The sequence below is a fragment of the Heyndrickxia vini genome (genome assembly GCF_016772275.1).
Lineage (GTDB): Bacteria > Bacillota > Bacilli > Bacillales > Bacillaceae_C > Heyndrickxia > Heyndrickxia vini.
The window spans coordinates 2,169,598-2,184,088 of the sequence record NZ_CP065425.1 but is presented as its reverse complement, the minus strand read 5'-3'; the positions used below and the strand labels follow the sequence as shown (position 1 = coordinate 2,184,088).

Below are 14,491 nucleotides of genomic sequence, written 5' to 3'. Positions count from 1 at the left end.
GTGAATAATTTCACTTAAACTAAACCAGCTAATAGTTTGTCAATATTTTTCAATAAAAAATTTAAATTTGTCATGATATACTAAAAATGTGCATGCCAAATAACCTTCCACTTTTCTCTTTTTGGAAGGTTTTGCTTTATTTAGTTAGATATAGTTTCTAACCTATATCTTGGAAAGGGGTTCTACTTTTTAGTAGTGCGTAAATCCAGTGTAAGAGCTTATTAACACATGCGATAACTGCTACTCTAAAGGGTTTGCCTTCTTCACGTTTTTTATCATAAAATTCTCGTAATCTCTTATTGCGTGCGATTATCTCATCAGTCGTTTTCTTCTTACGAGAATCACGAATACCACTTTGAACAGCCATATACAGTGCGTGGCGGAGTCTACAAGAACCTCGTTTTGTAATTCGATTAACTGATGCGGTAAACTTTCCTGAAGAGTAAACGCTAGGATCGACTCCAGCGAATGCAACTAGTTTCTTGGCATCATTAAACCGATCTATTTCTCCAATTTCAGAGATAATTGTTGCCGCGATTTTCTCACCGATACCAGGAATAGATTGGAGAATATGATATTCTTCAATTTCTTTAGCGAGGGCATCTATTTCAGTCGCAATCTTAGATAGATGCTCTTGGTATTGAAGAACAAGATTAACTAACATTTCAAGATTAAAAATATTACTCTGATACAGGTTGTTCTGGAACGGATTACGAAGGGCTGCTTCTTTTAACTTTTTGCCCTTTCTTGAGCCCAAAGATCGGAACGACTTTTACATAATGAACGTATCCTTTCTGATAAATCTCTCTCACTCGCACTTAATACTGCCTCAGATGTTGGGAATGCTAGTAAAGTGAGTAAAGATACCTTTGAATATAAATCCCCAAACACACCTCTATATTCAGGGAATACCTGGTCTAACAAGGAGTGCAACTGTATCTTAGTTTTGGCTGATATTTCTGCAATACTTTCTTGCTGTCTAGTAAGGTTACGAAGGTTTAAAAGTTGAACACCTCGCTTTTTATAGGGTTCTAAATCTTCTTTATAAAACAGCTCACAAAGGTGATAGGCATCTACTGCATCTGTTTTAACTTTACGCAGACTTGAACTTTTTGCACGGTGTGAGATTAGAGGATTAACAATAATATAAACGTACTTTTGTTCCTCCAAAAATTGAATAACTGGATAATGATAGTGACCAGTTGATTCCAATACGACCGTAGGTCGGTTGCCATTAGCCGCTTGTTCAACTTCATGAAGGAATTCTAGAAAATTCCCCAACCCTTTAAGATCATGCTTAATGCTAAAGCTCATTCGATAAGGTTTACCTTTATCTAAAAAGGCTTGAATCTGACTTTCCCCTTTTGAAACATCCAGACCAATGACTGGATTCATACACTATCTCCTCCTAGAATATTGAATTAGTCGGTAACCCCCTAAGGCTTCTTGTAATGTCATAGGTTCGCTTGTTAAACGGGATCTCATTGTCCCAACCAGCCTGAAACATGTTTATACAAGTAGGGGGTGAACAGTTTAGCTGACGGGGTCTAGTCCCACGGGTGCGACGTTCTACCCCGACTACCGTTATCATAAGACCATATAAAAATAGGTCAACCAGAAAAATCTGGCTAACCTTATATTACGAACGGTTGTAATAGTTAAAGAAGATGAGGTCGTTGCGGCGATCTTTTTTTGTTCCACTAAAGGGGGAAGGTTTGTTTAAGAAGGATTTTTGAGGAAAATAACGAATCATTTAGATTATCCTGAGAATAAGGTGATTAAAATGAAATTGGGACTAAAACGAGATGAAGTAAGATTAGAAACACATACAGTTGAATGGCATAAAGAGTTTCATAGAGTTAAACAGGAAATTCTAAAATCAACCCCTATTCGGGAAAATCGAATTGAACATATTGGAAGCACTGCTATTAAGGATATGGTTGCAAAACCAATATTGGATCTAGTTGTGGGTGTAGATGATATCGAAAATGTTGATAAAGTTATTTTTCAAGGGTTAAAAGAGGCAGGGTTTTTAAGACTTCGAGTACAACTTCCAAATGAAATCGTGCTTGCCAAGTTTACTGATGAATCCTATGAAGAAAAGACACACTACATTCATTTGGTTGAATATGATAGTGAACTTTGGAGAAATTTAATATTCTTTAGGGATTACTTAAATTCAAACCAAACTGCACGAGAACAATATAAAAATTTAAAAATAGAGTTTGTAAAAGAAAAAAATGGTGGAATTAATGAATATACAGACTATAAGGAACAATTTGTGAGTGAAATATATGGGAAAAGAATATAAGTACTTATTAAACTATCAGGTAGGTTAAGATCCAGCCGCCAATAAAGGTGGTTTTTTCTTTTAAATATGATTCTTGAAATTCATTAAAATATGTATATAAAAAGGGGGCGATAATGCCCCTCTTTTTTTATACAATCTTTACAGCCTTTTAAATGTCTTTTCTGCATTGTTTAATAACAAAAAAAGTCTGGAAAATACAAAAATCACAATGATAAGTCCGATCCAAAATAATATGCTAACCCATCCACTATTAAAGGTTGTCGTCTGATCCCCTGAAAGGATACCAACCAGCATAAACAAGAAGAAACATGCTTCATAAATAGCAAAAACAATGAATGTCTTTTTCGACCTTTCTTGTAGTTCATTATTCTCCTTATTCGTGGCTTCTTGTTCAATTCCTTTACATAGTTGATACAAACAATAGGTTATTAGTAAAGTATTAATCAAATAAAAGAGAATTAGAAAAACTTTTCCATGTAATATAGTTGAATTATTAATTACTCCATTTAGTACTATGGAGTGTTTAATAAACAAATCTAAACCGGATAAAACAATTAAGATTATGCTTGAATGCAGAACTTTTAAAAAGGAACCATTTTTGAAATTGCCGATTAATGTGTAGGCGCCGATTAGAATAATGATATACCCTAGCAAATCGGGAAGTAGATTCACTTCGCCAAAATTAATATTAAAAAATACAAAAATAAAGCCAATTAGCATCGTTCGAAATCCCATAATACACCCCCTAAGAAAAATGGTTTTATTTACATAATATTGGTATTATTATTATATCTTATTATTGGGAGGAAGGGGATCATGTGAAGAACAAAATAATTGCAGGCTTTTGGATTATAACTAGTCTGTTATTAATTTATACTGGATTTATTTATTTTCAACAAACGACTCAAGCAGCCACCTTAACCGATTGGAACAAAGTAAAAAAACCGTCACTTTCAGTCACTGACAAACACCATTTATCACAATTAGGTTTCTCAGATGTGGCGATCAACAGTATGACACCAGAGGAAATACAGAGATATGAAAAAGTTAATGGAAAAATCGTTTACAACCGGACCATTTTTGTTCAAGTTAAAAATACCGGTTTTGGTGTAAAGTATATTTCTAAAACAAAATATAATGAACTATTAAAACAATATTCCAAGTCTAAATTTCTTTACAAACCAAGTTTAGAACGTGTTGATTTAAAACTTGTTTATGAAGGAAAAAGAAAATTCTTTATGATTGAAGAACACCATTTTGATTACACACCTTCCGACTTAAAGCCAATGATGATTGAAGTCCAATACCGAGACGACTATATTGTAACTAACCAATTTGCTAAACAAATCTGGTTGACTACTTCCCTTTTAAACTCAAAAAATATACAGTATGGCACCAAGTCATATCCAAAACCAAATTCGATTCCAATTAACGAAGACCCTTATTCGAACTTTTTCAATAATAATCAAGCTCAAGGTAACTATAACGATTACCAGGTCAATTGGAAGCAATCATCTTTCTTACAAGATGTAGTTGGTCTCCATTTTTACAATACAGCTGAATTTGAAGTTCCAGAAAAATATATTATCGCTGATATATATATCCAAGGACAAAATCCTCACCTTTCTGAACAACTTTCTTATCAATTTAAAAAATAATATCTTCATTAGGGGCTAAGAAGGATAATTTGGTTGGAATTTTAAGTGGTCAATTAATACCGGGTAGTATAAAAAGTATTTTTAAAGTGTTGTTGCTACGTACATGTAGCAACTTTTTTACTAACGGGCAGGTTTGTTAAAGAAGAATTTTCTGTTCCTCGGTTCTTTATAAAAAAACAAAAAGCGCAATTCATGAATTGGAATTTTGACTTTTTCAGAACTAGAACTAATATTACTAAATAACATCTTTATTGGAATTTAACACTACATACTTCGAACTAAGTATCTACTGCAATAAAATTAATATTGTAATATACTATTTTAATAGGTTAACAATGTTAACTTATGCATTATTCAAAGATTTCTAGAATGTTCAGTGAAAAATAGTATAAGGAGTTCTAAAATGAAAAAGAAAATAAGTTATTTAATCTTACTTCTAACTGCCATCTTTATAGTTGGTTGTACTAATGTAGAAGATGTATCGAATACTGATGGGAAAGCTGATTCACAAGAAGTAACTACAAAAAATAGTGAAAAAGAAAAAACTACGATTGAAAAACAAGTAGTAGGGGAAACATCACCTCAATCAAAAGATCAACTGTTCAAAGGTTACAAACTAATTGAAGTTGATGGTGGTGATTTGTCTGGACATCGCGAACCTAACGTCGTTGTTGACATTGGCTTTGGGGACCGAGAGTATTGGTCCTTTACGAATGAAAACGGGCAATTAGTCCGTGTCATTGCTAACAAAATCGTTCTACAAAATGATCGTACCGAACCTGTAACATCTTCTGGCAGATACTACCCTGATGAAGCAAAAGTTCCTGGTGTCGAAAGAGCAGATTTAGATGAAGGACATATTATTGCAGATTCTCTTGGTGGGGTATCAAATGCATATAATATTACGCCACAAGATAGTACGCTTAATCGACATGGTGATCAAGCATATATGGAAGACGCTATTCGTAAAGCTGGTGGAGCTACTAATTTTGAAGCAATAATTACATATCCTAATACGAAAACGCAGATTCCTTCTCATTACAAGTATACTTACACTTTAAAAGGAAATAAAATTGTAGATGAATTTGATAACGGCAATCCTGATGAAATAAATAAATCTCTCGGATTAACTGAAGGTAAATCAACTAACTCAAATAAGCCAGCAAGTTCTAATAAGTCCAATGCTTCGCATGGCGCTGAAGATATTTCTAGCGTTGATACAGATGGAAATGGTCAAGTAACGATTAAAGAAGCAAAAGCAGCAGGTTACAGCATGCCAATCACGAGGGATCACTGGTTATACCCATATATGAAAGATAATGATAACGACGGAATGGTAGGGGAATAAGTACCTAAGACTCAAGTCAATTTTCCTAAAGGAAGGTGAGAATAATAAAGTTATTATTTATATGTAGTCGCAACAAGTGGAGAAGTTTAACTGCCGAGAAAATTTTCCACGAAGTGAGCGGACATCATGTTCGATCTGCTGGGACAGAGAACAATGCCCGTATCAAAGTAAATAGCGGTCATATCGGTTGGGCGGATTTAATATTTGTTATGGAAAAGAAACACATCAGGAGACTGCGAGAAAAATTTGGAACAATGCTGAATGGGGATAAGAAAGTCATTTGTTTAGATATTCCTGATGAATACACATTAATGGATGAAGAACTTATAGAGATTCTAAGGTCAAGAGTTTCAGAACATATCGAAATATTTTAAATGAGTTGCTGTGGCAACTCTTTTTCATATTCCACTAAAGGGGCGGGATAGCATAACAGGATAATAAAGGCACTATATAGAATTGATATCCGATAGCTAAAATAATGGTTAAGGACGGGGTGAAAAAGGAAAATTGGTTATTTATGTAAAAATTAAAAGGGAAGCTTATTTAACTTTCGGTGCAGGTTTCTTGAAGAACAATAGAAGAAACAAAGTGGTCTAATTTGTAGGAATGAAAAACCTGAAGGGAGAGATTTTACTGCACCCAATAACAGCAATAGAAACAACAGTGTCAATTATTTTTGTAATTGTAACTTTTATAATTTCACTCTTATTACCAAAAAAAATTAGGAAATTAAGTTTTATAATTGGAGCCCTATTGCTTATGTTACTGCTTTTATACTTTACTATCCGTCCTTTCTGGGTTGATTATCAAGTATCAAAAAAGATGGAATTACTAAATCAATACCTAAGAGTAAAATATCCCCATCAAGAATGGGCAATTAGCCGACAAGAGGGTAGGCAATATAACCCTCATCATTTGGAAGTAGAATTTGAAAACGAAAAAGGTTGGAAATACACGTATTTAATAGTAAATGAAAAGAACATTTGCCAAAGCATTTGGACACCGCCAGAGGGTAAGTTACCCGAAGAAGGGAAGCATTTTGAAAGTAACCATTGTGAATAAAAACATTTCTTCTTCAACAAATGAGGGTGTTAGTTCAATAGGGAATTAATCAAACTATATTTAAAAATGAAGATTGATCAAAACAGAAAAACTTCATTTTGATCAATCTTTTTTCAAAATACCGGTAAGACCTTTCGAAAATTTCACGGAAATATGACATTTCAATTAAACTTCACCAATATACGTGTAAATATGGAGATTTTAGTGAAAATAAAGGGAAAAGATAGGAGTGTTGACGATGGCGAAAATGAAACTGGATTTTATGGATAGTCCTTTTTTTGTTGATGAACCTGGGAATTGGCATTTAAAGCCTGGTGCACCTAAAGAAATGCAAGAAGAGTTTGAAAAGTATTTGGCCGCTTTAGAAGATGAAAATGTGCCCGGTACGATATTTGGGAACCATATTTCATATCCGTATAATGAATGATGGGAAAGTGGAAAGCCGTATTAGTATAAAGCTTTCCACTTTTTGATGTAAGATATATATTAATCGGGTTTAATTAAAGGGGGAACACAAGTGGATATTTATCAATTTTCTGCTCAATTAATCAATGGTGAAGAAAAAAAGTTGTCGGATTATAAGGGGAAGGTCCTTTTAATTGTTAATACAGCTAGTAAATGCGGATTTACAAAACAGTTTGCGCAATTACAGGACTTATATCAAAAATACGAAAAGGAAGGACTCGAAATCCTTGGTTTTCCATGTAATCAATTTCGTAATCAAGATCCCGGAAGCAATCAGGAGATTGCTGAATTCTGCTCTTTAAATTATAATGTATCCTTTCCAATGTTTGAAAAAGTGGATGTGAATGGGGAACACGCACACCCAATCTTTCAATATTTAACTTCTCAGGCACCAGGCATGTTAGGCACGAAAAAAATAAAATGGAATTTCACTAAATTTTTGATTGATCGACAAGGGAAGGTTGTTAATAGATTTGGCTCTGCAACAGAACCAGAGAAAATGGAAAATGATATTAAAAAACTGCTAAATTATTAGTTGAAAAGGACAATTATTAGTTGTCCTTTTTAATCAATTTTATATTTCTCCTTGAAAATTGGGCTTAATTCGCTCCACACATCAAACTTATTTCCATCTAGATCGTAAAATATAAAATTTCTTCCCGCATGGCCTCTGTTTTCTATTTCTCCAACTCTAATCTTTTTCTTTAGAAAGTCATTATGGATCGATTCTAAAGCTGCTAGTCCATTAACTTCAAAGGTTAATGAAAAACGCTCTTCACCGTTAGCGTCATAAAAATTCGCTGATTCATTTTCTTTTGATTTGACTAAAAAAAGGCTCTGATTAGCGATGTTTAAAATCGCTTTGTCACTGTCCATATAAGTCAATTCTGCTCCAAGATTATCCACATACCAACTTGCAGAAACCGAAACATCTTTAATAGGTAAATACGTTGTACCAACCCTTATCAATTTCTCCTTCATAAAAATCCGCCCTTCACGTTTTTTCTCACTTTGTAGATTATTCTAACTAATAGTAATTTAAATTTGAAGTAAAATATTTTCTCTTCTATACTTAATGAATAAGTAGTTATGTGAAGGAGTCGATTAAATATGGAAATAATGGATTTAATTAAATCACGCCGATCAATTGGCGGGGTGGATGAAAGAGATGTGCCTGATGAGGTCATTAATGAATTACTTGAAGCAGCGACATGGGCGCCTAATCATAAAAAAACGGAACCTTGGAAGTTTCGCGTTGTAAAAGGGGAAGGTCGTGAAAAATTAGGAATAGAAATGGCACGAATTGTGGAAGCAAGCACAGAGGGATTAAGTGAAGAAGAAGCACAAAAAAAGATTGAAAAAGCAAGGAAGGGACCATTAAGAGCACCAGCCATTATTATTATGGCAACAAGCCCTTCCGGAGTGGTTCCGGAAATAGAGGAAATTGTTGCAACCGGTTGCGCGATGCAAAACTTACTGTTGCTCGCAACTGAAAAAGGCTTAGCGACAATTGTTAGAACAGGGGGCATTGCCTTCGAACCGGAATTAAATAAATATCTTCAATTAGACGCAAACGATAAAATAGCCGGCCTTATCTATATCGGTTATCCGAAAAAAGGCTTTAACATTGCTGCAAAACGGATTCCGGCGGAAGACAAGACAATTTGGTTTCGTTAAAAAATAAGAAAAGCGGAAGCGCCTTGCTCATCGACGTAAAAGACTTGCGGGACTTTGACTGAGATAAAGGAAACACGATGAGCCTGAAAGGTGAATCGATGTTGACTTATCGTAGGGAAAAGTTCTGAAGTTTTCTAGTCGATAGGCGCTGGAGCTAGACAAAGCAGATACTTTTTAAGAACTTTAATACCAAAAAGATTTATGCTTTCTTACCTTTTTAAAAAATCGCCTTTCCTAATACGGAAAGGCGAAAAGCTAGTTAAATCTCTTCATTTCTAACAAGTAATGCAACGCATTCAACATGCACTGTATGGGGAAATAAATCAACTGGCTGCACCATTTTTAGTGTATATCCAAATGGAACAAGTTCACTGATATCTGTTGCAAAGGTGTCTGGATTACAGGACACGTATACAATCCGTTCTGGTTTGGAACGTCCAATTCTTCTCATTACTTTTCCACCCGCACCTGAACGTGGGGGATCAAGCATTAATAATTCAGGATGTCCAAAACTTTCAAGTACTTCATCAATCCCTTTGCGCGCATCTTTCGCTAAAAAGTATGTGTTTGAGATTCCATTATCTTGCGCATTGCGTTTTGCTGATTCAATGGACGTTTCTACGATTTCAATACCCGCTAGTTTTTCTACTTGGCTCGCAAAAGGAAGAGAGAAGGTACCAACTCCACAGAAAAGGTCAATCATTTTTTCCGATTTCTTTGGTTGTCCCATTTCTAACGCTAGTTCAACTAATTTTTGCGCTTGTGTTGGATTCGTTTGAAAAAACGTATCGAACCATAGACGGTAACGATAACCTGCCATTTCATCATAGATGAAATCACGTCCGGCTAATACATGTGTTTTTTCAGATTGCGTCCGATCCGCCCAATCTGTATTCTCAAGCCATAATAAGCTTTTAACTTGAGGGAATTTTTCACCTACACGTTGTATCAAATCGTTAACGGCAGACTTTAAATGACCAGTTGGTGACTCAGTCGCAAAAAGGGCAAGCATCATCTCACCATTTGCAAATGATTGTCGAACCATTAAATGGCGTAACAATCCTTCATGGGTATCTTTATCATAGCCTTTAAGTTGATATTCCTTCGTCCAATTTGCTACTTCCATTGCAGCTTCAACCATTTCTTTTCCTGCAATTAAGCATGTTTCAAGAGAGATAATTTTTCTGAAATTACCTGCCTCATGAAGTCCAAGAGAGCCGTCTTTTGCAAATGTAAATTCCATTTTATTACGATAACGCCATGGGTCTTCCATTCCGATTGTATCTTGAACAAGTGTTGGATCAAATCCTTGTGCTTCGATTGCCTGTTTGACATGTGCGGTTTTTTGTTTTAATTGTCCTGTATAATCCCAATGCTGCCAAACGCAGCCGCCGCATAGTTCAAAATGCATGCACTGAGGTGCTACGCGCTCTTGGTGAGCTTCGATAATTTCTTCTGTTAGCGCCTTTCTTCTTCTTTTCTCTGGCTGATCTACAATTACACGTACTTTTTCACCTGGAAGGGTTTGTGGAATAGTAAGCCTTAGTTTCTTTGGATTTCCAAGTTCATTTTCTCGCCAAACAACTGCTTGTCCAGAACCTTTTGCATCTAATTGGCGAATTTCAGTAACCAATGTTTCTCCTTTAGTAACAGTCAATCGATGTTCCTCCTCCTACATATCATAATAGAACGTTATCTATATGATAAAAAAACAGAATCGTCCAATGACGAACAGTTTGTTCATTTATGAATTTGTAACATATCTACTTATTATAACGAATCAAGACCTAATTGAAAATATTTCATACATAGTAGTTTTTACTAACAGGTTAAATTTGTGTTCTGAGTTCTTGCCATGATAAAGAAAGAATTTTTGCAAATAGTAAATAAATGGATCCATTCAAATTCACAAAATGTTAATTAGTTCACAATTCAAGCAATTAAATTTCACATATTCCTCATGAATACGTTCTAATTCTGTCATTAATGGACGTTAGAAATGAATGATAACAGGGTAAAATAATCGGTAAGGAGAGATGGAGCCATGTATAAAAAACAGGAAAAGAAACTCATTTGGATTAGTTTTATAGTGGCAGGAATAATGTTGTTGTCAATTTTAGGTCGTATTTTCGCAGGCTAAGGAGTGGTATAAATGGATGGGGGAAATTCAGTATTTTATAGTCGTGTACTAACAGAGCTTACATTATCATTTCATATTATTTATGCGACAATTGGTGTCGGTGTTCCCTTGATGATTATGATTGCACAATGGATTGGGATAAAGAAAAATGATGAGCATTATATTTTACTTGCCAGACGACTTGCGCGAGGATTTGTGATTACAGTTGCTGTCGGAGTAGTAACAGGGACAGCCATAGGATTGCAATTGTCGTTATTATGGCCGAATTTCATGGAACTAGCAGGGAATGTCATTGCACTTCCGCTTTTCATGGAAACCTTTGCCTTTTTCTTTGAAGCAATTTTCTTAGGGATCTATTTGTATACTTGGGATCGATTTGAAAATCAGCGTAAACATATGCTGTTGCTAATACCTGTAGCTATCGGTGCTTCGATGTCAGCTGTTTTCATTACAATTGTGAATGCATTTATGAACGCACCGCAAGGTTTTGATGTGGTGAATGGGGAATTAGTAAATATTAAGCCCATACTAGCGATGCTAAACCCTGCAATGCCAACGAAGGTTGGCCACGTTCTTGTTACAGCCTATATGACATCTGCATTTGTATTGGCATCGATAGCGGCTTTTAGAATGTTAAAAGGATCCAAGCATGTGTATCATAAAAAGTCCCTATTTCTTTTCATGAAATTGGGTTTGATTTTTTCCATTGCTTCGTTAATTATAGGTGATTTTTCAGCGAAATATTTAGTGAAATACCAACCTGAAAAATTAGCCGCAGCAGAATGGCATTTTGAAACAAGTAAAGGGGCACCACTCGTATTATTCGGTGTAACGGATGGCGAAGAGGTGAAGTATGCCATTAAAGTTCCCTATGCCTTAAGTATTCTGGCGCATAGTAATCTAAATGCCGAAGTGACAGGATTAAATGAATTTCCAAAGGATGAAGTTCCTCCACTATATATCCATTATTTGTTTGATACGATGGTTATTATTGGAAGCTTTATGATTGTTTTTTCTGCTATATATGTATTTGGTAAAATCAAAGGATGGACATTTATCACTTCGAGATGGTTCCGAAGGGTAATTGTCGCAGGTGGTCCGTTATCAATCATTGCTCTGGAAGCGGGATGGTGGCTTGCAGAGGTCGGGCGTCAACCATGGATTTTATATAAGTATATGAAGGTAGCGGATGCCGCAACAAGTAGTGAGCATGTTGATATTATGCTCATGCTTTTCTGTATTTTGTATCTGATTCTTGGAGTTGGAAGTATTGTTGTTCTTCGTCGGATGTTCCGCAACAATCCAATTGAACAAGAAATTGCTGATCGTCAGGCTGAAAAGGGCGGTGATTTAAGATGAATTTAGAAATCCTTGGAATATCGGTTCTTTGGTTGTTTTTATTCGGTTATGTAATAATCGCTTCAATCGACTTTGGTGCCGGATTTTTTAATGCGTATAGCGTGTTAACCGGCCGTCAGCATGTATTGACACATATTATCCAACGATATTTATCACCGGTTTGGGAAATTACGAATGTGTTTTTAGTGTTCTTTTTCGTTGGGATGGTTGGTTTTTTTCCGAAAACAGCTTTTTATTATGGTACAACATTACTCGTACCGGCAAGCATCGGGATTATCTTATTAGCGATCCGCGGAAGCTATTATGCATTCGAATCATACGGTTCACGAGGACATAAAGGATATTCCTTTATGTATGGAATTGCAGGATTGCTCATTCCAGCTTCTTTATCTGTTGTATTAACCATTTCCGAAGGTGGATTTGTAACCATTACGAATGGCCAGCCAGTACTAGATTATTGGCGTTTATTTACTAGTCCTTTAACATGGAGTATTGTCGTATTGGCGATTGCAGCGGTGCTTTATATTTCTGCAGTGTTTCTTACATGGTATGCCGATAAAGCAAAAGATGTGGAGGCAACACGTGTTCTAAGAAAATATGCCTTAATATGGGCAGTACCATTAGCAATTACCGTTGTGGGAATCATGGTGGAATTGAAAAATCATAATCCGGAACATTATGGCCGTATGGTCGATTTGTGGTATGTGTTCGCAATCTCCGCTCTCATGTTTTTCATTACTGTATGGTTTATTTGGAAACGTAGAAATTATGGCATCGCCCTTGCCTTACTTATTGGCCAATTCGCCTTTGCATTTTATGCATATGGTGTATCCCATTATCCATATTTGTTGTATCCACACTTAACTTTATACGATTCCTTTACAAACGAAGCGATGGCTTTATCACTAGTAATTGCGTTTATCGCTGGGCTATGCCTATTAATTCCATCCTTATATTTAGTACTGAAACTGTTTTTATTTGATAAGGAATATGTACGTGGAAAAGAAAATGGTCATGTGTGAGGAGGAATATTTATGGAGAACTTTTTAATTTTCTATGGCCCCTTTATCATTGTTGCCCTTTCAATAGGGGTGGGATTTTTCGCAGGGTTAAAAGACGGACCAGTGAAAAAGTGGGATAAAGAGCAAGAATCATAAATACTACTTAATAAGGGTGTTCAATTTGAACACCCTATTATAATTTCTTACTTTGCATAAAAATCTTGAGTATAAAAAGGTTGTGAATCCTCATTAAACGCAACACCAATGCCTAAGTATTTGTATCCTTTAAGCAAAATATTTTTGCGATGACCAAGTGAATTCATTAATCCTTCATGAGCAAAAATGCTACTGAGCTGACCGTAAGCAATATTTTCTCCTGCTAAAAGGAAGCTTATATTATCTTGATTCATACGGTCAAATGGTGATTGGCCTTTAAGATTAGTGTGATCAAAGAACTGATGTTCAGCCATATCCTTACTATGATTCTGCGCTGTTATTTTGACATGCTGATCCCATGATAAAATTGGAAGTTGATGGTTAACCCGTGATGCATTTGTTAAATCAAATAATTGATATTCAAACCCTTCCTCTAACTTTTGATTCGCCTTCGTATAATAGTCCTTTTTCTGTTGTTCAACATTTTTACTTATCAATTGGATAGCTGTAACAGTATTATCCGAATATTTGTCATAAAAAATCGTTACATACATATTATCAATTAGAAATACATCATATTCACTATTTTTTTGAAATTGATACATGATAAATCCTTTGCGGATTCCTGATAAAGGATCGCCAAGTTTAGAACGAACTGATTTTTTTGACACACCTATTTTAATACCATTAGTAGATGTTAATAAATTTTGATTCGAGTATAATCCGGTTACTCGATGATTTTCATCATACATTGCCATGAAAAAATAATGGTAGTTTTCATGATAAGCAAACCATTTCGTTCCGTATTCGTTCATCGATGCACGCCTTGCTATCCCCACTTGTTTCTCAACATTTTTTTTGCTGTCACCGAGTTCAATATTATGAATGGAAAACATGTGAGAAGTTGGTGTTTTCAATGAAACCTTCTCATTTCGTTTTTCTTCCGATTTCGGTTGTTTTTGCAATTGTTCATTTTTTTCAATACCTAAATTATTTAATATGTGTTGAAACTTATTGACGATAGGTTTTATATCAAAATTCTTAACTTTAGATTCAATCAAATCAATCGTCTCATGATATTCGGTTTTTTCTAGCTTTTTATCAATCGTTGGCCAGGAAAAAATGAATAAACATATACAAGCTACTAAAATAATAAAACGAAGCATCATTTTTTCCTCCTGTTTTAATAAAATCTTCGCCAATAACGGTAGAAGTTATAACAATTATACATAAAAATTGCATTGTTCGGGGAAAATGACAGGTTGGGAAATTTGGAGATAATCGTTAAAGTTTCGTCTTACAGTCAATGGGTTG

General features: G+C 35.1%; 15 protein-coding genes and 1 pseudogene. 11 read left to right on the top strand and 5 right to left on the bottom strand.

The genetic code is table 11. The features are described 5' to 3' along the window. Nucleotides 1-157 precede the first annotated feature (157 nt). A pseudogene (locus I5776_RS11015) lies at nt 158-1,395 on the bottom strand (IS110 family RNA-guided transposase). Between the two features lie 388 nt (nt 1,396-1,783). Between I5776_RS11015 and I5776_RS11010 the strand changes: the two are divergent. Then, nucleotides 1,784-2,311: a GrpB family protein gene (locus I5776_RS11010; protein ID WP_202780773.1), complete on the top strand. Its 528-nt coding sequence runs from the start codon at nt 1,784-1,786 to the stop codon at nt 2,309-2,311. A gap of 138 nt (nt 2,312-2,449) precedes the next feature. Here I5776_RS11010 and I5776_RS11005 read toward each other — a convergent pair whose 3' ends face one another. Continuing rightward, nucleotides 2,450-3,046, bottom strand: coding sequence for a hypothetical protein (locus tag I5776_RS11005; protein ID WP_202776468.1), 597 nt, complete (start codon nt 3,044-3,046; stop codon nt 2,450-2,452). An 83-nt stretch (nt 3,047-3,129) separates the two neighbouring features. On the opposite strand from I5776_RS11005, the gene I5776_RS11000 reads away from it, so the two are divergent. The 6 genes from I5776_RS11000 to I5776_RS10975 all read left to right on the top strand — a co-directional run bounded on the left by I5776_RS11000 (nt 3,130) and on the right by I5776_RS10975 (nt 7,379). Continuing rightward, the gene (locus tag I5776_RS11000) at nt 3,130-3,969 is read left to right on the top strand and encodes a hypothetical protein (protein WP_202776467.1); all 840 of its coding nucleotides are present in this window, start codon (nt 3,130-3,132) and stop codon (nt 3,967-3,969) included. A 403-nt stretch (nt 3,970-4,372) separates the two neighbouring features. After that, a complete protein-coding gene (locus I5776_RS10995) occupies nt 4,373-5,317 on the top strand; it encodes a DNA/RNA non-specific endonuclease (RefSeq protein ID WP_202776466.1) in 945 nt (314 codons plus the stop codon). 44 nt (nt 5,318-5,361) lie between these two features. Further along, complete coding sequence (locus I5776_RS10990; RefSeq protein ID WP_202780772.1) at nt 5,362-5,691, top strand: low molecular weight protein tyrosine phosphatase family protein; 330 nt, start codon at nt 5,362-5,364, stop codon at nt 5,689-5,691. A gap of 232 nt (nt 5,692-5,923) precedes the next feature. Continuing rightward, nucleotides 5,924-6,379 carry a hypothetical protein gene (locus I5776_RS10985; protein WP_202776465.1) on the top strand — a complete coding sequence of 152 codons (456 nt, stop codon included), beginning with the start codon at nt 5,924-5,926 and terminating at the stop codon, nt 6,377-6,379. A gap of 238 nt (nt 6,380-6,617) precedes the next feature. Continuing rightward, nucleotides 6,618-6,806 (top strand): hypothetical protein, encoded by a 189-nt coding sequence (locus I5776_RS10980; RefSeq protein ID WP_202776464.1) that lies wholly within the window; start codon nt 6,618-6,620, stop codon nt 6,804-6,806. A gap of 90 nt (nt 6,807-6,896) precedes the next feature. Continuing rightward, nucleotides 6,897-7,379: a glutathione peroxidase gene (locus I5776_RS10975; protein ID WP_202776463.1), complete on the top strand. Its 483-nt coding sequence runs from the start codon at nt 6,897-6,899 to the stop codon at nt 7,377-7,379. Nucleotides 7,380-7,408: 29 nt separating this feature from the next. On the opposite strand, the gene I5776_RS10970 is transcribed toward I5776_RS10975, so the two are convergent. After that, the gene (locus I5776_RS10970) at nt 7,409-7,825 is read right to left on the bottom strand and encodes a VOC family protein (protein WP_202776462.1); all 417 of its coding nucleotides are present in this window, start codon (nt 7,823-7,825) and stop codon (nt 7,409-7,411) included. Between the two features lie 129 nt (nt 7,826-7,954). Here I5776_RS10970 and I5776_RS10965 point away from each other — a divergent pair, with 129 nt between their 5' ends. Beyond that, on the top strand, nt 7,955-8,521 hold the full coding sequence (locus tag I5776_RS10965) for a nitroreductase family protein (RefSeq protein ID WP_202776461.1): 567 nt from the start codon (nt 7,955-7,957) through the stop codon (nt 8,519-8,521). Between the two features lie 259 nt (nt 8,522-8,780). Here the strand turns inward: I5776_RS10965 and rlmD are convergent, their stop codons facing one another. Then, on the bottom strand, nt 8,781-10,178 hold the full coding sequence (gene rlmD / locus I5776_RS10960) for a 23S rRNA (uracil(1939)-C(5))-methyltransferase RlmD (RefSeq protein WP_202776460.1): 1,398 nt from the start codon (nt 10,176-10,178) through the stop codon (nt 8,781-8,783). A 495-nt stretch (nt 10,179-10,673) separates the two neighbouring features. Between rlmD and I5776_RS10955 the strand changes: the two genes are divergently transcribed. Genes I5776_RS10955 through cydS form a run of 3 tightly spaced genes read left to right on the top strand, consistent with a single transcriptional unit; the run spans nt 10,674 to nt 13,177 of the window. Beyond that, complete coding sequence (locus I5776_RS10955) at nt 10,674-12,020, top strand: cytochrome ubiquinol oxidase subunit I (protein ID WP_202776459.1); 1,347 nt, start codon at nt 10,674-10,676, stop codon at nt 12,018-12,020. After that, nucleotides 12,017-13,042, top strand: a complete 1,026-nt coding sequence (locus I5776_RS10950; protein ID WP_202776458.1) for a cytochrome d ubiquinol oxidase subunit II — start codon at nt 12,017-12,019, stop codon at nt 13,040-13,042. Before I5776_RS10955 ends, I5776_RS10950 begins: the two co-directional genes overlap by 4 nt. A 12-nt stretch (nt 13,043-13,054) precedes the next feature. Continuing rightward, nucleotides 13,055-13,177, top strand: coding sequence for a cytochrome bd oxidase small subunit CydS family protein (cydS, locus tag I5776_RS21620; protein ID WP_258223506.1), 123 nt, complete (start codon nt 13,055-13,057; stop codon nt 13,175-13,177). Between the two features lie 47 nt (nt 13,178-13,224). On the opposite strand, the gene I5776_RS10945 is transcribed toward cydS, so the two are convergent. Further along, nucleotides 13,225-14,343, bottom strand: coding sequence for a CAP domain-containing protein (locus tag I5776_RS10945; protein ID WP_202776457.1), 1,119 nt, complete (start codon nt 14,341-14,343; stop codon nt 13,225-13,227). Between the last annotated feature and the right edge of the window lie 148 nt (nt 14,344-14,491).